We start from the raw sequence: 19,499 nt of genomic DNA, 5'->3' as shown, positions 1-19,499 counted from the left end.
CGGACCGCCGATGGCCTTTTATGTCGTCCAGTTTCTGACCGGTCTCGCCAGCGCAGCGTCGCTGTTCCTGGTGGCGTCGGGCCTGTCGATCATCTTCGGCGTGACGCGGATCGTGAATTTCGCGCATGGCGCCTTCTACATGATCGGCGCCTACATCGCCTTCACGCTGACGGAACGGCTTTCCGGCGCCTTCGGTTTCTGGGGCGCGATCGTTGTCGCAGCGTTCGCGGTGGCGCTGATCGGCGTGCTGGTCGAGATGGTCCTGCTTCGGCGCATCTATCACGCCCCCGAACTGTTCCAACTGCTCGCGACCTTCGGCCTGACGCTGATGGTCGAGGACCTCGTGGTGCTGATTTGGGGGCCTGACGACCTCGTCGGACGCCGCGCGCCGGGCTTCAAGGGCGCGATTGATTTCTTCGGTCAGAACATCCCGAGCTATGATTTGTTCCTGATCGTGCTCAGCCCAGTCGTGCTAGGCATTCTCTGGCTGCTGTTCCAGCGCACGCGCTGGGGCGTGCTGGTGCGCGCCGCGACGCAGGACCGCGACATGGTCGCAGCGCTCGGCGTCAATCAGAAATGGCTGTTCACGTCAGTGTTTGCAGTCGGTGTCTTCCTCGCGGCGCTCGGCGGCGCGCTCCAGATCCCGCGCGACGCCGTTCATCACGCCATGGACCTGCGCATCATCGTCGACGTCTTTGTCGTGGTCGTGATCGGTGGCCTCGGCAGCATTGTCGGCGCCTTCGTCGCCGCGGTGCTGGTGTCCGAGCTCAACGCCTTCGGCATCCTGATTTTCCCGAAGATTTCCATCATTCTCGTCTTCCTGGTGATGGCGGTGGTGCTGATCGTGCGGCCCTGGGGCCTGTTCGGCAGGCCCGAGGCGCCCGCGCGCAGGACGCCTGGTCTCACCGTCAATCCCTGGCGCCCGCTGACATCGAACGAGCGGCTGGCTGCGCTTGCGGCGCTCGTCGTCGCGGCGTCACTGCCGTTGTTCGCCGGCAATTACGCGCTGACCGTCGGCTCCGAGATCGCGATCTTCGTGATTTTCGCGGTCAGCCTGCATTTCCTGATGTCGGTCGGCGGGCTCGCATCCTTTGGTCACGCGGCCTATTTTGGGCTCGGCGCCTACGGCGTCGCCTTCCTCGCCAAGATGGCGGGGCTGCCGATGATCGTGTGCCTGCTGCTGGGGCCGCTGCTCGGCTGCATGGGGGCCGCCGTGTTCGGCTTCTTTGCCGTGCAGCTCTCCGGCGTTTATTTCGCGATGCTGACGCTCGCCTTCGCGCAGATTGTGTGGTCGATCGCGTTCCAGTGGGTGAGTGTGACCGGCGGCGACAACGGCATTCTGAGTATCTGGCCTGAAAAATGGGCGGCGAGCCCGTCGCATTTTTATTGGCTGGCGCTCGGCGTCGCGGCGCTCGTGACGATCGCGCTGCGGGTCATGGTGTTCTCGCCGTTCGGCTACGCGCTCCGGGCCACGCGCGACTCGCTCCTGCGCAGCGAGGCGATCGGTATCAACGCCAAGCGGATGCAGTGGACCGCCTTTGTCATCGCGGGAACGACGGCCGGCATTGGCGGCGCGCTGTTCGCTTACCTCAAGGGCAGCGTCTTCCCCGACAATCTCGGCATCTCGCTCTCTGTCGATGCACTGGTCATGGTGCTGCTCGGCGGCGTCGAGACGGTGTCGGGCGGGGTGATCGGCGCCATCGTCTACAAGGCGCTCAACATCTGGCTGGTCAGCCAGACCGATCTGTCGAAACTTGTGCTCGGCGGCTTCATCGTCCTGATTGTCGTCGTCTTCCCCAAAGGCATCGTCGGCATGCTGGAAATGCTGGCGCAGCGGCGCAGGAAAACTTCGCCGCCGGGATCACCCTTGCTCGCCAAGCCGATCGAGTCCGCCGAATGAGCGTCGCACCCCCACTTCTCGCAGTCGAAGGCCTGACCAAATCCTACGGCGGCATCCATGCCGTGCGAGGCGTGTCGTTCTCGCTGCGCGCCGGCGAGATTCTGGCGCTGATAGGTCCGAACGGCGCGGGCAAGAGCACCTGCTTCGACATGCTCAACGGCCAGAACCGACCGGATTCGGGCCACGTCCGCTTGCTCGGCGAAGAGACCACCGGCAAGAAACCGCGCGACGTCTGGCGCATGGGCGTGGGACGTACCTTCCAGATCACGGCGACGTTCGCGACCATGACTGTGCGCGAGAACGTGCAGGTCGCGCTGATCTCGCACGGCAAGCAATTGTTCAATCTCTGGGGCTCGGCGCCGAATGTCGATCGCGGTGAGGCCGGGCGCCTGCTCGAACTCGTCGGCATGGGCGGCTATGCGGATCGTCCCTGCGGTGAACTCGCCTATGGCGACCTCAAGCGGCTCGAGCTTGCGGTCGCGCTGGCGAACCAGCCGAAGCTGCTTTTGATGGATGAGCCGACCGCTGGCATGGCGCCGCGCGAGCGCGTCGAGCTGATGCGGCTCACCGCGCAGATCGCACGGGAGAAGTCGATCGGCGTGCTCTTCACCGAGCACGACATGGACGTGGTGTTCGAGCATGCCGACCGCATCATCGTGCTCAACCGCGGCATGCTGATCGCCGAGGGCTCGCCGGCCGAGGTGCGCGGTAATCCGCAGGTCCAGGCGGTCTATCTCGGCGAGGGCCTGCTTTACGATGCCGAGCATCGCGAGGGAGCATCGGCATGAAGCTCACGGTGCAAGACCTCAACAGTCATTATGGCCCGGCCCATATCCTGTTCGACATCGGCTTCGAGGTCGGCGACGGCGAGGTGGTGGCGCTTCTGGGCCGCAACGGCGCCGGCAAGTCGACGACGTTCCGCTCGATCGTAGGCCTCGTCGCGCAGCGTTCGGGCCGGATCATGTTCGAAGGCAAGGATGTCTCGGCACGTCCGACCCATGAGATCGTGCGCGATGGGCTCGGCTATGTGCCGGAGGAACGGCGCATCTTCACGGATCTGACGGTGGAAGAAAATCTCGAAGTCGGCCGTCAGCCGAAGCGTCTGAACGCACCATATTGGACGCGCGAAAAACTGTTCGCGCTGTTTCCAAATCTGGGTGAAATGAAAAATCGCCCGGGGGGGCGCATGAGTGGCGGCGAGCAGCAGATGCTGACGATCGCGCGCACGCTGATGGGGAATCCGTCGCTGATGTTGCTGGACGAACCGTCGGAAGGCCTGTCGCCGAAAATCGTGGAGCAGATGGTCGACGCCATCCTGACCATGAAGAAGGAGGGCGTCAGCATCGTCGTCTCCGAGCAGAATTTGCACTTTGCGCGATTGATTTCCGATCGCGCCTATATCATCGAGCGCGGCCGCATCTGTTTCGGCGGCACCATGGCCGAGCTCGATGCGCGTCCGGATATCCGCGACGCGCATCTGTCGTTGTGAGGGGCGGGGAGCGGATGGCGAGAAGCATCGCGGCGAAGAAGAGCGTGAAGCAGGGAAAGCCGTCTTATGTGCTCGATGAGCAGGTCGGCTTCATCCTGCGCCAGGTCTGGCAGCGCCACAGCTCGATCTTCTCGCGTGACATCGGCACCAATCTCACGCCGACGCAATGGGCGGCGCTGTCAAAACTCGCCGAGACCGGACCGTGCTCGCAGAACCAGCTCGGGCGGCTGACGTCGATGGACGTGGCGACCATCAAGGGCGTGATCGATCGGCTCTCGGTGCGCGGCCTGACCGAGACGAGTCAGGATCCCGAGGACGGCCGGCGCCTGCTGGTGAGCCTGACGCGCGCCGGTCAGCAGCTAGCGGAGAAGCTCGCGCCGAACGCACTCGCAATCACCCGCGAAACGCTGGCGCCGCTCGATGCCAGGGAGCGCGAGACGCTGATGGCGCTGTTGAACAAGCTGCGGTGAACTCGGTCTTGTAGGGTGGGCAAAGGCGCGAAGCGCCGTGCCCACCATCTTTCAGCGCCTTGTAGAGGCGTTGGTGGGCACGCTCCGCTTTGCCCACCCTACGCACTTCCGCCCGATCAATGACCGCCGACGATCTCCGGCACTCTCCCCGCCGGCGGCGTATTCCGGCTGCGCTGGGTCCGCACGATGCCGTCGATGATGGTCATGCCGACGCCGGGGAGGTCGCCGAGCTGCACGCTCTCCAGGATGTTCTTGCCGGCCGAATGCTGCGCCTTGTCCATGATGACGAAATCCGCGGAACGGCCGATTTCGATCAGGCCGCAATCGAGCTCGCGCATCCGCGCGGTGTTGCCGGTGGCGAGACAAAAGGCGAGCTCGGCCGGCAGGTCGCCAAGCGAAGACAGCATCGAAACCATGCGCAGGATGCCGAGCGGCTGCACGCCGGAGCCGGCCGGCGCATCGGTGCCGAGGATGACGCGATGCAGATCGCCCATCTCGCGCGCGATGCGCAGCGTGAACAAGGCTGAACGCTCATTGCCGTTGTGAACGAGCTCGAGGCCGCGCTTGCAGCCCTCGCAGATGCAGCGGATCTGGTCGTCGGGTAGCGCCGTGTGGCCGCCATTGATGTGTCCGACCACGTCGGTATCGGCTTCCAGCACCACGTCCTTGTCGATCAGGCCGGAGCCGGGGATCGAGGGGCCGCCGGTGTGGATCGTGCTCTGGATGCCGTATTTGCGTGCCCAGCCGACCATTTTTCGCGCGGTCGGGCCGTCCTTGACGCCGCCGAGACCGACCTCGCCGAGCAGCTTGACGCCGGCCGCGGCCAATTCCTTGAAATCCTCCTCGACCATCTCGCATTCGATCACCGGCGCGCCGGCATGAACCTTCACGCCGCCGGGCCGCAAATTCCAGAATGCGCGCTGCGCGAAGATCGCCATCGCCTTGAGACCAACGACGTCGCGCGGACGGCCCGGCATATGGACCTCGCCGGCCGAGATCATGGTGGTGACGCCGCCATGCAAATTGCTGTCGATCCAGCCGATCTGGTTCTGCCGCGGCGTCCAGTCGCCCGCGACGGGGTGGACGTGGCTGTCGATCAGGCCGGGCGCGACGGTGGTGCCGTTGGCTTCGACCACGGTGGTCGCGCCTTCGGTATCGAGATCCTTGAAGCGGCCGATTGCGGTGATCTTGCCGTTCTCGGCGACGATGGTGTCGCCGTCCAGGATCGGCTTTTCCAGCGCGCCCGACAGGATCAGGCCGATATTGCGGATCACGAGCTTCGAAGGTCCGGTGGCCTGGGGTGCGTCATGCGCCATGGAATGGGTCCTTGTCCTTAATTGCAACGCTTTCGATCTTGGGCAGCCTTGACCGCGGGATCAAGCCGGATTATTCATTTGTATACGAATGATCGTATACGAACGACGCATAGCTGACCGCCTCGGAACCGCAAGGAAGCGTGAGATGAGCAATTTCAATCAGGAAAGCGTTTTGAGTGTCCACCACTGGACCGACACGCTGTTCTCTTTCAAGACCACGCGCAGCCCGACCTTCCGCTTCCGTAACGGCGAATTCACCATGATCGGGCTCAAGGTCGGCGAGAAGCCGCTGCTGCGGGCCTACAGCGTCGCCAGCGCCAATTACGAGGAGACGCTCGAGTTCTTCTCGATCAAGGTGCCGGACGGTCCGCTGACCTCGCGGCTCCAGCACCTGAAGGAAGGCGACGAGATCATCGTCAGCCGCAAGGCCACCGGCACGCTGGTGATCGACAATCTGGAAGAGGGCCGCAACCTTTACCTGATCGGCACCGGCACCGGCCTTGCGCCGTTCCTGAGCGTGATCAAGGATCCCGAGACCTACGAGCGCTTCGAGAAGGTCGTGCTGCTGCACGGCTGCCGCCACGTCAAGGAGCTCGCCTATGGCGAGATGATCACCGAGCATCTGCCGAAGGACGAGCTCCTCGGCGACTACATCCGCGCTCAGCTGATCTACTATCCGACCGTGACGCGCGATCCCTTCCGCAATCGCGGCCGCATCACGGACCTCATCACTTCTGGCAAGCTGTTCGCCGATATCGGCCTGCCGGGGCTTGAGGCCGCGCATGACCGCGTCATGATCTGCGGCAGCCCGGCGCTGGTCACGGACACCCGCGTGCTGCTGGGTGAGCGCGGCTTCATCGAGGGCAATCACGGCGAGCCGGCCCAGTTCGTGGTCGAAAAGGCCTTCGCCGAGCGGTAAGTCGGGAATTCGCGCGCAATAACACCGCATTTTCGCCGCCGCACGGGCGTTGCGGTGCCGATTCGGCGCACGATACACTGTGGGGGCGAATCAGCGGAGTTCCCACATGGTTGCGGACAGCGACAGCAACATCGCCTGGCACCGGGTCCAGTTGAAGAAGAACCGCGCCGAGTTGAAGGCGCTGGAGACCGCGCGCTTCACGATGGGCGAGATTGCGTCCTCAAAGCGGAACGGCCAGACCCAGAAGGCGATCGCGGAACTCAAGCGCAAGATCGTGCAGTCCGAGCGCTCGATCGCCGATCACGACAAGCGCACGCGCCGTCCGCTCACCACCGACCTCCAGAGCCTCAGCAATGGCAGCTGGAGCCATTGGGACGCCTATACCAGTCAGCGCAAGGCCGGGCCGCGCTCGCCCGGACGCGGATAGGCTCGTTTCGTACATCCCGTTGTCGTGCGGGTCGGGTTCCGGCCCTTGCGCGAGCGCCCGGTCGCACCATCTGGTTGAGACGCCATCAACCACGCCGGTGATTCCATGGCACCGCGTATCGACTTCACGAGCGACGCTTTCTTTCGCGATCCGCCGAAGGGGATCGCAGCGTTGCGGGCCTCCGGTCCCGTGGTCGCGACGCGTTTTCCCCTGATCGGCGATGTCTGGATCACCACGACTCATGATGCGACGGCGGAGGTGCTGAAGGACGGCACGACCTTCACCCTGCGCAAGGAAGATGGCGAAGTCGCCGGCCTGCGCTGGTGGATGCCGAAGCTCGTAGCCACTATTGCCAAGAACATGCTGACCATGGACGAGCCGGATCACACCCGGCTGCGCAGTATCGTGGACGAGGCCTTTCGCCGCCGCGCGATCGTCGCGATGGAGCCGCGCATCCGCGCCATCGCCGACGGACTTGCCGACGAACTGTTCGCCGATGGCAGTCCCGCCGATCTCGTCCAGCGCTACGCCCGCATCCTGCCGCTATCCGTGATCTGTGAACTGCTCGGCCTGCCGCCAGTGGACCGTCCCAGGTTCATTGCCTGGGCGAATGCGATGTCGTCGCTGACGAATGTGGTCAGCTTCGTCCGGCTGATGTTCGCTTTCCGCAAGATGCGCGGCTATCTCGAACAGCAATTGCGACTGGCGCGCGCACAGGGCGGCGAGGGCTTGATCGCGGAGCTGGTCCAGGTCGAGCGGGAAGGCGGCCAGATCACGCCGGACGAAATGGTCTCGATGGTCTTCCTGTTGCTGGCCGCTGGCTCCGAGACCACCACCCATCTCATCAGCGGCTCGGTCTATGAGCTCCTCAGGAATCCGGTTCTGCGCGATTGGCTGGAACAGGACCGAAGCCGCATCGCTCTCGCCGTCGAGGAATTCCTGCGCTTCGTCTCACCTGTGCAGTTCTCGAAGCCGCGCTATGTGCGGCGAGACATCGAGCTTGCGGGAGTGCGCTTGAAGAAGGGCGACCGCGTCATGGTCATGCTCGCCGCGGCGAACGTCGATCCGGCGGTGCAGGAGCAGCCTGAGCGCCTCGACCTCACGCGCAAGCCGAACCGCCATATCTCCTTCGGCACGGGCATCCATTTCTGCCTCGGCCACCAGCTTGCTCGGATCGAGGCCGCTTGCGCGCTGGAAGCGCTGTTTGTGCGCTGGCCCAAGCTCGGACTTGCCGTCGATGCGTCCCAGATTCACTGGCGCAAACGGCCAGGTATCCGCGCCATAGCGAATCTGCCGGTCGTCCCAGCGGACCGTCAGCCGGTCGATTTGTCCGATCCCACAACATCGCGTTCCCAGCCGAACACCGAGCGGCCGTCGAGTTCGGGCGAGGCCGCTCGCTCGCCGGCGATGTAGGCTTCAACGGACGGTCCGCGCGCAGTTCGCTCCAGACGGCGCGCCTGGTCGTCGAGGCGCTTGATCGCCTGCATCTCTTCTTCGCGCCCGAGCTTGGCGCTTTGGATTGCGCCCTTCAGCACGCGAATGGTCTCGTCATAGACCTTGATCGGGACGGGGTAGGGATGCCGGTCCTTGCCGCCATGGGCGAGCGAGAAACGCGCGGGATCCCCAAAGCGATAGGGCGCGCCATGCACGACCTCGGCGACCATCGCCAGCGAGCGCACGGTGCGCGCGCCGACGCCGGGCGTCAGCAATAGCTCCGGAAAGTCGACCGGGCCGCGCTCGGCCGCGGCCGCGAGCGTTCCGTGCAGGCGCCGTGCGAACACGTCCTTCGGCCGCACGTCGTGATGCGCTGGCATGATCAGGTGCGGCAGCATGGCTTGTGCGGGCTCGACGCCGGTCAGCCGTTCGAACTCGGTGACGATGCGATCGGGGCCGAGATCACTCAACAGCTCGAGTTGCGCGGTGCGTGAGATGTCGGCGCGATGGTCGGTGAGGTTGACGATCTCACCCTGCGCGGGGCCGTCGATCGCGCTGTGCGGCGTATCGACAAAACTCTTCAGCGCCTCGGAATGCCAGTGATAGCGGCGGGCCTGCCGCCTGTCGCCATTCATGCCCTGCTGCACCACCGTCCATTTCGCGTCCGCAGTGACGAAGAAGCCGTGCAGATAGAGATCGAACCCATCCTGCACCGCCGCGCTATCGACCTTCGCCACCAGGCGGCTGGCGCGCGTGAGCTTTGCGCCATCGAATCCGACGCGGTCACTGAGGTGCATCAGCTCATCCGGTGTTTTGCGCGAATGCTGGCCGCGGCCGCCGCAGACATAGATGCCGAGCTCATCTTGCAACGGGCCGAGCCCGCGCTTCAGCGCGCCAATCACGGAGGTCGTGATTCCCGAGGAGTGCCAGTCCATCCCCATCACGGCGCCGAACGACTGGAACCAGAACGGGTGCGATAGCCGCTGGAGGAATGCATCGCGCCCGTAATGATGCACGATCGCCTGCGTGACGATCGCGCCGAGGCAGGCCATGCGGCTCGCAAGCCACGGCGGAACCCGTCCGGTATGCAGGGGAAGATCGGCGCTGCCGGTTCGGCGAGTCATGATTGCCTAGGAATAGCGCAGTTCGGCGACGGTTGCACCAGAGGGATGCTGCATTGCACGGAGCGGGGGAGCGAAGCCACCGGGAACGCGTTGAGACGCGTACGCAATTGCGGGGACATGAATGAATCGCCACGCCGTCATGATCGACATCGACAGGATGTTCGGCTGGATACCCTCATGGTTCGTCGGCCTCTGCCTGGTCGCCGGCGCGATGCTGCTTGCTTTGACCCTCTACCGTGTCGCCGTGTGGCTTCTCAATCGCGCCTTCGGAACCCGTTTGTCCCTCCTCGGTGTATTCATCGAGCGGACATCCGGTCCCGCGCAGCTGGCGTTATGCCTTGCTGCTGTCGCCCTGGTCCTGCCGCTTGCGCCGCTCGACGACGCGTTCCGGACGCCGCTGACGAGCTTGTTCGTCGTCGCCTTCATCGCGCTGATCGGCTGGATCTCGATTCGGATCGTCGATATGAGCGCGGCGAGGTACTTGCAGAATTTTCGCGACGTTAGCGAGAATTTTGTCGCGCGCAAGCATGTCACCCAGGTGCGCGTGTTCAAGCGCGTGACCGACACCATCATCGTCGTCATCACGGTGTCGACCGCGCTGATGACGTTCGATTCGGTGAGGCAGTACGGCGTCAGCCTGTTCGCCTCGGCAGGCGCCGCCGGTATCATCGTCGGTCTTGCCGCGCGGCCGCTGCTCAGCAATCTGATCGCCGGCGTGCAGATCGCGATCACGCAGCCGATCCGCATCGAGGATGCCGTGATCATCGAGAACGAGTGGGGCTGGGTCGAGGACATCGCCTCGACCTATGTCGTGATCCGGCTGTGGGACTGGCGCCGCATGGTGGTGCCGCTGTCCTACTTCATCGAAAAGCCGTTCCAGAACTGGACGCGCGATACGGCATCCCTCATTGGTGTGATCCCGCTCCACGTCGACTACCGCGCCGACGTGCCGCGCATCCGGCGCTGGCTGGAGGAGGCCATCAAGGACTCCGCGCTCTGGGACGGCGCCGTGGTCAACCTCCAGGTGATCAACGCGGATTCGCGGACCATCGAGCTTCGCGCCCTGGTCAGTGCGCGGAATGCGCCGCAATCCTGGGATCTGCGCTGCGAGATGAGGGAGAAGCTGATCGCCTTCATCCGCGACGAGATGCCGGAAGCACTGCCACGCGAACGCGCCATCCTGATTCCGTCGGGAGGCGACGACACCGACTTCGTGCGCCGTCCCGCCGCGCCGGAGAAGATGCGGGCGAACGCGCGCAATTGAACGCCTTCGCCTATTCGCGCGTCGCCTTGGTCGCGCCGCGCAAGCCGGCCTGCTGCTGGATCGTGTCCAGCGCGCCGGATGAGTGCTCCTCCGCGACGAAACGGTTGAGCAGAGGGAGCGCGCTCTCGCGTCCCTTCGGGATCGCGATCGCCATATGCTCTGCGCCCCAATTGCCGTCGAGGATCTGCGCGCCTGGCATCTGGTCGGATATCTCGAACAGCGTCGGCTTGTTGGTGGCATAGAGATCGATCTCGCCGCGGCCGAACATCGCGATCGCGACCTTGACGCTTTCGGCGGGAACGATGGTCGCATTCTTGAACTTCGCGGGCAGGGTGCGCTCGGAGGTCGAGCCCTTGGTGACGCCGATCTTCACGCCCGGTCTGTCGATATCCTCGATCTTGGCGATCGGGGAGTTCGCTGGCACAAGATAGCCGAGCTCGATCGCCAGCACGGGCTGGCTGAAGCTGACGTCATTGGCGCGAGCCGGCGTGGCGTTGGTCACGGTGAAATCGATCTGGCCGTCGTGGATCGCGGTGACGATGTCAGCGACGCGCTGAAACCTGACATAGTCCATGGGAACGCCGAGCCGCTTTGCCAGCTCGGCGCCGAGATCGTAGCTGAGGCCGTGCGGCTTGCCGGCCGCATCTGTCACCATCGAGCTCGGGCTGCCCGGATAGATGCCGACGCGCAAGGTCCCGCTCGGCGCCAGGAGTTTCGCTTCGCCATCGGCGCGCGCGGATACACCGAGCGAGCCGATGATTGCGATCGCGAGCAGGGCAGTGCGCGCAAGGCGCACGGGATGAGAGAAGGTCATCATGTGAGAGTCCTTCACTGCGCGTGGATGTCTGCGGCCTTCAGCACCGGCTCCCATTTGGTTGCCTCGGCATGCATGTAGGCGTCAAAGTCCTTGGCGGACGAGCCGACGGGCGCTGCGCCGATCTTGCCGAGCGTCGACAGCACGTTCGGGTCCTGCAACGCCGCCTTCAAATCGGTTTCGAGCTTTGCCACGATCTCAGGCGGCATCTTTGCCGGGCCCAGTACGCCCCACCACACAGAGACGTCATAGCCGGGCACGCCGGCCTCGGCGACCGTCGGGACATCCGGCAGCGCCTTTGAGCGCTCGGCCGAGGTCACCGCGAGCGCGCGCACCGGACCGCCTTCGAGCTGACTGATCGCCTCCGCAAGCGGATTGATGCTGAGCGGGATATCGCCTGCGATCACGGCGGTCAGCGCCGGCGCGCCGCCCTTGTAGGGAATCGCGACGATCTTGGTGCCGGACATGTATTTCAACAGCTCGCCGGCGAGATGCGCCGAAGTGCCGTTGCCGGACATGCCGTAGGACAGCTTGTCCGGCTCCTTCTTTGCGGCGGCGAGGAGATCACTGAGCGTCTTGTATGGGCTGTCCTTCGCCACCACAATCGCAAGCGGCGAGGAGGCGACTTCGCTGATCGCGGTAAAATCCTTGAAGGTGTCATAGGGCACGCTCGCATAGATGAACTGGTTGAGCGGATGGCCGCTCGCGACCAGGATCAGCGTGTAGCCGTCAGGTGCAGCCTGCGCCAGCGCCTGCGAGGCGACGATGCCGCCGGCGCCGGGACGGTTGTCGACCACGGGCTGCTGGCCCCAGGTCTTGGCCAGCGCCTGGCTGAGCGTACGCGCGAGCACATCGACCGCGCCGCCGGCCGCATAGGGCACGAGGATGTGCACCGGCTTGCTCGGATAATTATCGGCCTGCGCGGCGCTCGCTGCCAGCAGCAGACCCGCACCGACCGCGAGCCGGCCGATTGTGTTGTTCAAACCCAGCATTTTCTTAGCACTCCTTGAGGCATTCGGGTTCCTCGGGCGGTCTCTGAGCCGCCCCGGACGTTGCCCATGGTTTTTGTTGACGAGACCTGATCTTTTGTACGATAGTACAAATCACATGGTAAGCAAGCCCACCAGCAAGGAAACGGCCCGTAAGCCGAACATGCGCGAGGCGATCCTCGCTGCGGCCGAGGAGCTGTTCGCCACCAACGGCTTCAACGCCGTCTCGGTGCGCGATATCGCGCAGGCCGCCGGCGCCAATCCCGGCAGCGTCACCTATCATTTCAAGACCAAGGACGGCCTGCTGCTGGAGATCTACCGGCGCCATTGCGGGCCGATGAATCTTCGCCGTTCGGAGCTGCTCGCCGCCGCCAGGCGCGTGCGCGATCTCCAGGACCGGCTGGAGGCCATCGTGCGGGCCTATGTGGTGCCGGCCTTCACCTCGGGCAGCGATCTCGCCGGCGGCGGCGCGCGCTTCACGCGGCTGAGGGCGGTGATGTCGGCCGAGGGCAACGAGGTCGCGCGAAAAATTATCGCGCAGACTTTTGACGATACCAGCCACGCCTTCATCGACTCGATCCACGACAGCCTGCCGCACATTCCGCGCAACGAGATCGTCTGGCGCAGCCACTTCCTGCTCGGCGCACTCTATTATTCGCTGGTGACGCCGGACCGCGTCTCGCGCCTGTCGCGCGGCGAGGCCGATGGCAGCGATGCAGCCATGGCCATCGAGCAATTGGTGCAAGCCACCGTTGCCGCCTTCCAGGCGCCTGCGCTGGATCAGGCCGCGCCGGCACGACGGCGGCCTGTTGCAAGCAAGACTTGAAAGAAACCGCCGAGGGGAGGCGCATCCAGCGTTTCCGCTCGCAAGCGGACCATGTGAGTGAGTGTTGAGGAAATGAACAGGCGAGAGTACTTGCATCTCTTGACCGGACTGGCCGGCGCGGCGCTTGCGGGCGAAGCGCGTGCGCAAGCCGCTGAGCCGAAGGCGATCCCGACGATCGAGCCACCGGATCCAAATCCCAAGGTGCCGTCTTTCAAGCTGCCGCCAAAATCCTGCGACACCCACACCCATATCTTCGGGCCGGCCGCGCGCTATCCCTTTTCACCAAACCGGCCCTACAACACAGCCGATGCGCCGCTGGAAGCATTCCGCAGCGTCCACGAGAAGATCGGCGTCGAGCGCTGCGTGATCGTCAATGCCACCGTGCACGGCACCGACAATCGCGTCGTCACCGACGCGATTGCGCAGAGCGAGGGTGCCTACAAGGGCATCGCCAACGTCAACGACGAGATGTCGGACAAGGAGCTTGCGGCGCTCGACAAGGGCGGCATCTGCGGCTGCCGCTTGGCCTTCCTGAAGCGGCTCGGCGGCGTCGGCGACATGGGCAAGTTCCAGCGCATCGTGCACCGCATCGCCAAGCTCGGCTGGCACATCGACCTTTATCTCGAGCCGGGCACGATCGCCGAATTCGCGCCCATCCTCACCACGCTGCCGACGCCCTATGTGATCGATCACATGGGTACGGTGCAGGCCGCGAAAGGGCTCGACGATCCCGGCTTTACCGCGCTGCTCGATCTCCAGAAAAAAGACGAAAAATGCTGGGTCAAGATCACGGGCCTTGAGCGCGCCTCTGCGGCCGGCAAGCCATTCCATGACGCGGTGCCGTTCGCGAAGGCGCTGATCGACAATGCGCCGGATCGCGTCATCTGGGGCACCGACTGGCCGCACCCCAACGTCAAGTTCATGCCGAACGACGGCGAGCTCGTCGACCTGATCCCCCTCTATGCGCCAGATGCGAAGGTCCAGCACAAGCTGCTGGTCGACAATCCGGCACGCCTGTTCAAGTTCACCTGATAGCCATGATGTACACACCGACCATTCCGCCACCCGATCCGAACACGCGCACGCCGAAATTCAAGCTGCCGAAACTCTCTTGCGATGCGCACTGCCACATCTTCGGCCCCGGGGCGAAATATCCCTACGCGCCGGATCGCTCGTACACGCCGCCCGATGCGCCGCTCGCGGATTTCAAGGTGTTGCACGCCAAGCTCGGCGTGGAACGCGCCGTCATCGTCAATGCCAGCGTGCACGGCATCGACAACACGGTGGCCCTCGACGCGATTGCGCAAAGCAACGGCGCCTATCGCGCGGTGGCCAATATCGACGACACCATTACCGAACGCGGGCTTCGCGTGCTGCATGAGGGCGGTTTCCGCGGCTGCCGCTTCAATTTCGTGCGACACCTTGGCGGCGTTCCCGACAAGCGCGTATTTGACCGCATCATCGCGATGGTCACGCCGCTCGGCTGGCACATCGATCTGCATTTCGATGCGATCGACCTGCCTGAATACGCCGACATGCTGACTGAGCTGCCGTTGAGCTACACCATCGACCATATGGGGCGGGTGAAGGCGTCCGAAGGGCTCGACCAACTGCCGTTCAAGATTCTGATCGATCTGATGCGGCGCGACGAGAAGTGCTGGGTCAAGATCTGCGGCTCCGAACGCGTGTCCTCGGCCGGTCCGCCGTTCACCGATGCGGTGCCGTTCGCGCGAAAAATCGTCGAGACTGCGCCCGACCGCGTCATCTGGGGCACTGACTGGCCGCATCCCAACGTCAAGGCGATGCCGAATGACGGCGACCTCGTCGACCTGATTCCGCTGTTCGCACCGGAGCCGGAGTTCCAGCAAAAGATCCTGGTCAGCAATCCGGCGCGCCTGTTCGAGTTCGACACATGACGGCGCTTGCGATCGACAAGCCGCGCGGCCGCGTCTGGTGGAAGGAGCTTTGGATCCAGGTGCTCATCGCCATGGTGGCCGGCATCGCGCTTGGGATCGTCAATCCCGAGGCAGGTGCGAAGATGCAGCCGCTCGGCGACGCCTTCATCAAGGCGATCCGGATGCTGATCGCACCGATCATCTTCTGTACGGTCGTGCACGGCATCGCTCACATGGCCGACATGGCACGCGTAGGGCGCGTCGCCGTCAAAGCCATCATCTATTTCGAGATCATGACCACGATCGCGCTGATCATCGGTCTTGTCGCGGTCAATCTGCTCAAGCCCGGCGCCGGCATGAACATCGATCCCGCGACCATCAACGCCAGCGCTGTCGAGCCTTATGTCAAGCAGACCGCCGTGATCGGCTTCGTGCCGTTCCTGATGAACATCGTGCCTGCAACCTTCATTGGCGCCTTTGCCGAGGGCAACATTCTTCAGGTGCTCTTCATCGCCGTGCTGTGCGGCTTTGCGCTGGTGCAACTTGGCGAACGCGCCGCGCCGCTGGTCAATTTGATCGACATCGCCGCCAAGATGGTCTTTGCCGTCGTCGGCTTCGTGATGTGGGCGGCGCCGATCGGCGCTTTCGGCGCCATTGCGTTCACGGTCGGCAAGTTCGGCGTCGGCTCGCTGGCCTCGCTCGGCAAGCTCCTGGGCGGTTTCTATCTCACCTGCGTGATCTTCATCGTCGTGGCGCTCGGCCCTGTCGCGCGGCTCTGCGGCTTCTCGCTGCTCAAGCTGATCCGCTACATCTGGGAAGAGCTGCTGATCTGCATCGCCACGACCTCGTCGGAGACCGTGCTGCCGCGGATGCTGACCAAGCTTGAGAAAGCCGGCTGCGAGCGCAGCGTCGTTGGGCTCGTGATCCCAACTGGCTACTCCTTCAATCTCGACGGCACCTGTCTGTACCTCGCGGCTGCTTCGGTGTTCCTGGCCCAGGCGACCAACACGCCGTTCGGGCTTGCCGAGCAGATCGAGCTGCTGCTGATCCTGCTCGTGACCTCCAAGGGCGCGGCGGGGATTGCGGGCGCCGCCTTTGTCGTGCTGGCGGCGACGCTGTCGGCCACCGGCAGCATTCCCGTGACGAGCGTCGCACTGGTGCTCGGTATCCATCGCCTGATGTCGCAGGGGCTGACGCCGACCAATCTGATCGGAAACGCGGTGGCGACCATCGCGATTTCCAAATGGGAAGGCGCGCTCGACGCCGAGCGCTTGAAGCGCGTGCTTGACGGCGAGGAACCCGCGACTGCTGCGGCGTGATGAATTGGCTTCCTGCGCGACGCAGGCAGCTTAAGATGCTTACGAATGAGAGAGGGGAGTTCGTCCCATGAAAACAGGTCTCGTGGTTACGGCACATCCGGGCGATTTCGTCTGGCGTGCTGGCGGCGCCATCGCCCTGCATGCGAAGAAGGGCTATCGCATGAAGATCGTCTGCATGTCCTTCGGCGAGCGCGGCGAGAGCCAGTTCGCCTGGAAGGAAAAGGGCGCGACGCTGGAGTCGGTCAAAGCCGGCCGCAAGGACGAGGCGGAGCGGGCAGCAAAACTGCTCGGTGCCGAGATCGAGTTCTTCGACTGCGGAGACTATCCGCTGAAGCTCACCGAGGCGCATTTCGACCGCATGGTCGATATCTACCGCGAGCTCAATCCGAGCTTCGTGCTGACGCACGCGCTGGAAGATCCCTATAATTTCGACCATCCGAACGCCGCGCATTTCGCGCAGGAGACCCGCGTGGTGGCGCAGGCGATGGGCCACAAGCCCGGCGCGCAGTACCAATATTCGGCGCCGCCTGTGTTCCTGTTCGAGCCGCACCAGCCCGAGCAGTGCAATTACAGGCCGGACCTGCTGCTCAAGATCGACGAGGTCTGGAAGGAGAAGTACGAGGCGTTCCAGATCCTCGCCGCACAAAAGCATCTCTGGGGCTATTACGAGCGCGTCGCGCTCAACCGCGGCATCCAGGGCAGCCGCAACACAGGCATTCCCATGACCTATGGCGAGGCCTATCAGCGGCTGTTCCCGACGGTTGCGGAGGTGCTGGCATGAAGCCGGTCGTCGTTCGCAACATCAAGCGTGCCGATCCCGCCGGCATGGCGGAATACGGCGTCTCCACCGTGCACGAGGCTTATGGCCGCCTTGGCCTGATGAAGCCGTATTTGCGTCCGGTCTGGGCAGGTGCGTCGATTGCGGGCCCCGCGGTCACCGTGCTGGCGCAGCCCGGCGACAACTGGATGATCCATGTCGCGGTCGAGCAGTGCAAGAAGGGCGACATCCTCGTCGTCGGCTGCACCACCGACAATACTGATGGCATGTTCGGCGAATTGCTCGCGACCTCGCTCCAGGCGCGTGGCGTGCAGGGGCTGATCATTGATGCCGGCTGCCGCGATGTCAAAGCGCTGCACGAGATGAAATTTCCGGTGTGGTCGCGCGCGGTCTCGGCCAAGGGCACGGTCAAGGCCACGCTCGGCTCGGTCAACATTCCCGTCGTCTGCGCCGGCGTCAACGTCGATCCCGGCGACATCGTCGTGGCCGATGACGACGGCGTGGTGGTGGTGCCGAAGCGTTACGCCGCCGAAGTCGCCGAAAAGGCGAAGAAGCGCAATGCGGACGAGGGCGGCAAGCGCAAACGTCTCGGTTCGGGCGAATTGGGCCTCGATATGTACAGCATGCGTGAGGCCCTGGCCAAAGCCGGGCTCGTCTATGTCGACAATCCCGAGGACGTCTAGGCGGGACAAGAGAAGCGGAGCGGGCGGATGGATCGTCTCAAACTGAAAGCCGTGCTCGGCAGTCACCCCCATGTCCAGGCGGTGAAGAGCGGCGAGCTCCGCTCCGACCGCTTCGACCTCGACTTCATCGAATACACGCCGACCAACACGGCGTTCAAGCCGATGGTGCGCGAGCAGGCGTTCGACGTCTGCGAGATGGCGATCGTGACCTATCTGATGGCGAAGGCGCATGGCAAGCCGCTGGTGCTGCTGCCGGCAGCCATGCTCGGCCGCTTCCAACATGCTCATGCGCTGTACAATCCCGCGCATGGAACGCTCGGGCCGAGTGATCTCGAAGGCAAGCGCGTCGGCATCCGCTCCTTCACGACGACCACGGGCGCCTGGATCAGGGGCATCCTCGCCAACGACTATGGCGTGAATCTCGATAAGATCCGTTGGGTGACCTTCGAGGATCCGCACGTCGCCGAATATGTCGACACCACCGAGCGCGCGCCGAAGGACAAGAAGATCTTGCAGATGCTGATCGACGGCGAGCTCGACGCCGTTCTCGGCGAGGCCCCGAACGATCCCAAGCTGAGGCCGCTGTTCCCCGATCCGGCTGCTGAAGCCGCCAAATGGTACGTGCGCCGCGGCGTTGTGCCGGTCAATCATTACGTGGTCGTGACTGAACAGCTTGCGAAGGCGCACCCCGATGTGGTCGCGGGCGTCTATGATCTCCTCAAGCGGAACAAGACCCAGGTGGGGGCGGCCAGTTCGCCCGATATGGTTCCGTTCGGAGTTGAGGCGAACAGAAAGCCGTTGGAGCTGATCGTCGACTACGCATTCCAGCAGGCGCTGATCCCGCGCCGCTATGCGGTTGAGGAGCTGTTCGACGCGACGACGCGAGGATTGAACTGATGGCGGATCCGAAACGATGGCACATCGGGCTGGTCGGCTACGGCGAGGTCGGCAGGATTTTGGCCGAGGATTTGCGCCAGCAGGACATCAAGGTCGCAGCCTTCGACATCAAGCTTGGAGGCGAGCAGGGTGCTGCGCTGAAGGAGCATGCGGCGAAATTTGGCGTGGCGCTGGCTGCTTCGCACGCTGAGCTCACCGCGAAGTCAGACTTCATCGTCTCCGCGGTCACAGCCAGCCAGGCGGTGCCGGTCGCAAAAGCCTGTGCGGGTGCACTCAACCAGGGCACCTGGTTCCTTGATTTCAACTCGGCCTCACCGGGTGCCAAGCAGCGCGCCGCGGCGCTGATCGACGGCGCCGGCGGGCGCTATGTCGAGGGCGCGGTGATGACCTCGGTGCCGCCCCATCGCATCAAGGTGCCGCTGCTGCTCGGCGGGCCCGGCGCGAAAGAGCTGGAGCCGCTCCTGAACACGATCGGCTTTGCGGCCAAGGTTGCCAGCGACAAGCTCGGCGTGTCCTCGGCCGTCAAGATGTGCCGCAGCATCATGATCAAGGGCCTCGAGGCCATGGTGATCGAGAGTTTTACCACCGCGCGCGCTTATGGCGTCGAGGATGCCGTGCTGGCATCACTCACGGAGACATTCCCCGCCATTAATTGGGAGAAGCAGGGCGCTTATTTCTTCCAGCGCGTGATCGAGCACGGCCGCCGCCGTGCCGAGGAGGTGCGCGAGGTCGCCGAGACCGTGCGCGAGGCAGGGCTGACGCCGTGGTCGGCGCAGGGCACCGCCGAACGGCAGGCCTGGGTGGCCGATCTCGCCGACGAAGGCCTGTTCGGGGAGAGGGTCACCAAGGAGTTTGCCCGCAGCGCCGATTGGCGCACCGAGGCGGATCGCATTCTGGCGAAGGTCAAGCGTTAGAGCATGATCCGGAAAAGTGTGCAGCGGTTTTCCGAAAAGAT

Annotated in this window: 20 protein-coding genes; 16 read left to right on the top strand and 4 right to left on the bottom strand. The window is 64.2% G+C overall.

The features are described 5' to 3' along the window. Window positions 1-10: 10 nt before the first annotated feature. The 4 genes from UB31_RS10095 to UB31_RS10080 are packed head-to-tail and all read left to right on the top strand — an operon-like array spanning window position 11 to window position 3,859. Entirely contained in the window at window positions 11-1,900 is a 1,890-nt protein-coding gene (locus UB31_RS10095) for an ABC transporter permease (protein WP_045010755.1), read from the top strand. Then, a complete protein-coding gene (locus UB31_RS10090) occupies window positions 1,897-2,688 on the top strand; it encodes an ABC transporter ATP-binding protein (RefSeq protein ID WP_045010754.1) in 792 nt (263 codons plus the stop codon). The genes UB31_RS10095 and UB31_RS10090 overlap by 4 nt, the downstream gene beginning before the upstream one ends. After that, window positions 2,685-3,389, top strand: a complete 705-nt coding sequence (locus UB31_RS10085) for an ABC transporter ATP-binding protein (protein WP_045010753.1) — start codon at window positions 2,685-2,687, stop codon at window positions 3,387-3,389. The genes UB31_RS10090 and UB31_RS10085 overlap by 4 nt, the downstream gene beginning before the upstream one ends. Before the next feature lie 14 nt (window positions 3,390-3,403). Continuing rightward, window positions 3,404-3,859, top strand: coding sequence for a MarR family winged helix-turn-helix transcriptional regulator (locus UB31_RS10080; protein ID WP_045010752.1), 456 nt, complete (start codon window positions 3,404-3,406; stop codon window positions 3,857-3,859). 116 nt (window positions 3,860-3,975) lie between these two features. On the opposite strand, the gene UB31_RS10075 is transcribed toward UB31_RS10080, so the two are convergent. Next, the gene (locus UB31_RS10075; protein WP_045010751.1) at window positions 3,976-5,175 is read right to left on the bottom strand and encodes an amidohydrolase family protein; all 1,200 of its coding nucleotides are present in this window, start codon (window positions 5,173-5,175) and stop codon (window positions 3,976-3,978) included. A 145-nt stretch (window positions 5,176-5,320) separates the two neighbouring features. Between UB31_RS10075 and UB31_RS10070 the strand changes: the two genes are divergently transcribed. From UB31_RS10070 to UB31_RS10060, 3 genes are all read left to right on the top strand, one after another. Further along, window positions 5,321-6,094: a ferredoxin--NADP reductase gene (locus UB31_RS10070; protein ID WP_045000802.1), complete on the top strand. Its 774-nt coding sequence runs from the start codon at window positions 5,321-5,323 to the stop codon at window positions 6,092-6,094. Between the two features lie 106 nt (window positions 6,095-6,200). Continuing rightward, window positions 6,201-6,521 (top strand): hypothetical protein, encoded by a 321-nt coding sequence (locus UB31_RS10065; protein ID WP_045010750.1) that lies wholly within the window; start codon window positions 6,201-6,203, stop codon window positions 6,519-6,521. 105 nt (window positions 6,522-6,626) lie between these two features. Further along, the gene (locus UB31_RS10060) at window positions 6,627-7,934 is read left to right on the top strand and encodes a cytochrome P450 family protein (protein ID WP_045010749.1); all 1,308 of its coding nucleotides are present in this window, start codon (window positions 6,627-6,629) and stop codon (window positions 7,932-7,934) included. Here the strand turns inward: UB31_RS10060 and UB31_RS10055 are convergent. Next, window positions 7,835-9,079 (bottom strand): DUF763 domain-containing protein, encoded by a 1,245-nt coding sequence (locus UB31_RS10055; RefSeq protein ID WP_045010748.1) that lies wholly within the window; start codon window positions 9,077-9,079, stop codon window positions 7,835-7,837. The genes UB31_RS10060 and UB31_RS10055 overlap by 100 nt on opposite strands. Window positions 9,080-9,200: 121 nt before the next feature. On the opposite strand from UB31_RS10055, the gene UB31_RS10050 reads away from it, so the two are divergent. Beyond that, entirely contained in the window at window positions 9,201-10,343 is a 1,143-nt protein-coding gene (locus UB31_RS10050) for a mechanosensitive ion channel family protein (protein WP_045010747.1), read from the top strand. A 10-nt stretch (window positions 10,344-10,353) separates the two neighbouring features. Here the strand turns inward: UB31_RS10050 and UB31_RS10045 are convergent, their stop codons facing one another. Further along, window positions 10,354-11,160, bottom strand: a complete 807-nt coding sequence (locus tag UB31_RS10045) for an ABC transporter substrate-binding protein (protein ID WP_045010746.1) — start codon at window positions 11,158-11,160, stop codon at window positions 10,354-10,356. Window positions 11,161-11,171: 11 nt separating this feature from the next. Beyond that, a complete protein-coding gene (locus UB31_RS10040; RefSeq protein ID WP_045010745.1) occupies window positions 11,172-12,149 on the bottom strand; it encodes a tripartite tricarboxylate transporter substrate binding protein in 978 nt (325 codons plus the stop codon). A gap of 115 nt (window positions 12,150-12,264) precedes the next feature. On the opposite strand from UB31_RS10040, the gene UB31_RS10035 reads away from it, so the two are divergent. The 8 genes from UB31_RS10035 (at window position 12,265) to UB31_RS10000 (ending at window position 19,458) form a co-directional block, all read left to right on the top strand. After that, complete coding sequence (locus tag UB31_RS10035; RefSeq protein WP_045000792.1) at window positions 12,265-12,972, top strand: TetR/AcrR family transcriptional regulator; 708 nt, start codon at window positions 12,265-12,267, stop codon at window positions 12,970-12,972. Between the two features lie 72 nt (window positions 12,973-13,044). Further along, window positions 13,045-14,004, top strand: a complete 960-nt coding sequence (locus UB31_RS10030) for an amidohydrolase family protein (RefSeq protein WP_045010744.1) — start codon at window positions 13,045-13,047, stop codon at window positions 14,002-14,004. After that, window positions 14,004-14,888, top strand: coding sequence for an amidohydrolase family protein (locus UB31_RS10025; RefSeq protein WP_045010743.1), 885 nt, complete (start codon window positions 14,004-14,006; stop codon window positions 14,886-14,888). The genes UB31_RS10030 and UB31_RS10025 overlap by 1 nt, the downstream gene beginning before the upstream one ends. Next, window positions 14,885-16,186, top strand: coding sequence for a C4-dicarboxylate transporter DctA (gene dctA, locus UB31_RS10020; RefSeq protein ID WP_045010742.1), 1,302 nt, complete (start codon window positions 14,885-14,887; stop codon window positions 16,184-16,186). The genes UB31_RS10025 and dctA overlap by 4 nt, the downstream gene beginning before the upstream one ends. A gap of 67 nt (window positions 16,187-16,253) precedes the next feature. Further along, window positions 16,254-16,967, top strand: a complete 714-nt coding sequence (locus UB31_RS10015) for a PIG-L deacetylase family protein (protein ID WP_045010741.1) — start codon at window positions 16,254-16,256, stop codon at window positions 16,965-16,967. Next, window positions 16,964-17,647 (top strand): 4-carboxy-4-hydroxy-2-oxoadipate aldolase/oxaloacetate decarboxylase, encoded by a 684-nt coding sequence (locus UB31_RS10010; protein WP_045000782.1) that lies wholly within the window; start codon window positions 16,964-16,966, stop codon window positions 17,645-17,647. The genes UB31_RS10015 and UB31_RS10010 overlap by 4 nt, the downstream gene beginning before the upstream one ends. A gap of 27 nt (window positions 17,648-17,674) precedes the next feature. After that, the gene (locus UB31_RS10005; RefSeq protein WP_045010740.1) at window positions 17,675-18,544 is read left to right on the top strand and encodes a substrate-binding domain-containing protein; all 870 of its coding nucleotides are present in this window, start codon (window positions 17,675-17,677) and stop codon (window positions 18,542-18,544) included. After that, entirely contained in the window at window positions 18,544-19,458 is a 915-nt protein-coding gene (locus UB31_RS10000) for a DUF1932 domain-containing protein (RefSeq protein WP_045010739.1), read from the top strand. The genes UB31_RS10005 and UB31_RS10000 overlap by 1 nt, the downstream gene beginning before the upstream one ends. Window positions 19,459-19,499 lie beyond the last annotated feature (41 nt).

The organism is Bradyrhizobium sp. LTSP849, from assembly GCF_000938255.1.
Lineage (GTDB): Bacteria > Pseudomonadota > Alphaproteobacteria > Rhizobiales > Xanthobacteraceae > Bradyrhizobium.
The sequence above is the reverse complement of the archived record's forward strand: the minus strand, read 5'-3'. Positions and strand labels throughout refer to the sequence as shown.

Bases quoted from the DNA above. Each gene is read 5' to 3' on its own strand.
- UB31_RS10095 (WP_045010755.1), top strand. From the start codon at position 11: ATGGCCTTTTATGTCGTCCAGTTTCTGACCGGTCTCGCCAGCGCAGCG.
- UB31_RS10090 (WP_045010754.1), top strand. From the start codon at position 1,897: ATGAGCGTCGCACCCCCACTTCTCGCAGTCGAAGGCCTGACCAAATCC.
- UB31_RS10085 (WP_045010753.1), top strand. From the start codon at position 2,685: ATGAAGCTCACGGTGCAAGACCTCAACAGTCATTATGGCCCGGCCCAT.
- UB31_RS10080 (WP_045010752.1), top strand. From the start codon at position 3,404: ATGGCGAGAAGCATCGCGGCGAAGAAGAGCGTGAAGCAGGGAAAGCCG.
- UB31_RS10075 (WP_045010751.1), bottom strand. From the start codon at position 5,175: ATGGCGCATGACGCACCCCAGGCCACCGGACCTTCGAAGCTCGTGATC.
- UB31_RS10070 (WP_045000802.1), top strand. From the start codon at position 5,321: ATGAGCAATTTCAATCAGGAAAGCGTTTTGAGTGTCCACCACTGGACC.
- UB31_RS10065 (WP_045010750.1), top strand. From the start codon at position 6,201: ATGGTTGCGGACAGCGACAGCAACATCGCCTGGCACCGGGTCCAGTTG.
- UB31_RS10060 (WP_045010749.1), top strand. From the start codon at position 6,627: ATGGCACCGCGTATCGACTTCACGAGCGACGCTTTCTTTCGCGATCCG.
- UB31_RS10055 (WP_045010748.1), bottom strand. From the start codon at position 9,079: ATGACTCGCCGAACCGGCAGCGCCGATCTTCCCCTGCATACCGGACGG.
- UB31_RS10050 (WP_045010747.1), top strand. From the start codon at position 9,201: ATGAATCGCCACGCCGTCATGATCGACATCGACAGGATGTTCGGCTGG.
- UB31_RS10045 (WP_045010746.1), bottom strand. From the start codon at position 11,160: ATGATGACCTTCTCTCATCCCGTGCGCCTTGCGCGCACTGCCCTGCTC.
- UB31_RS10040 (WP_045010745.1), bottom strand. From the start codon at position 12,149: ATGCTGGGTTTGAACAACACAATCGGCCGGCTCGCGGTCGGTGCGGGT.
- UB31_RS10035 (WP_045000792.1), top strand. From the start codon at position 12,265: ATGGTAAGCAAGCCCACCAGCAAGGAAACGGCCCGTAAGCCGAACATG.
- UB31_RS10030 (WP_045010744.1), top strand. From the start codon at position 13,045: ATGAACAGGCGAGAGTACTTGCATCTCTTGACCGGACTGGCCGGCGCG.
- dctA (WP_045010742.1), top strand. From the start codon at position 14,885: ATGACGGCGCTTGCGATCGACAAGCCGCGCGGCCGCGTCTGGTGGAAG.
- UB31_RS10015 (WP_045010741.1), top strand. From the start codon at position 16,254: ATGAAAACAGGTCTCGTGGTTACGGCACATCCGGGCGATTTCGTCTGG.
- UB31_RS10010 (WP_045000782.1), top strand. From the start codon at position 16,964: ATGAAGCCGGTCGTCGTTCGCAACATCAAGCGTGCCGATCCCGCCGGC.
- UB31_RS10005 (WP_045010740.1), top strand. From the start codon at position 17,675: ATGGATCGTCTCAAACTGAAAGCCGTGCTCGGCAGTCACCCCCATGTC.
- UB31_RS10000 (WP_045010739.1), top strand. From the start codon at position 18,544: ATGGCGGATCCGAAACGATGGCACATCGGGCTGGTCGGCTACGGCGAG.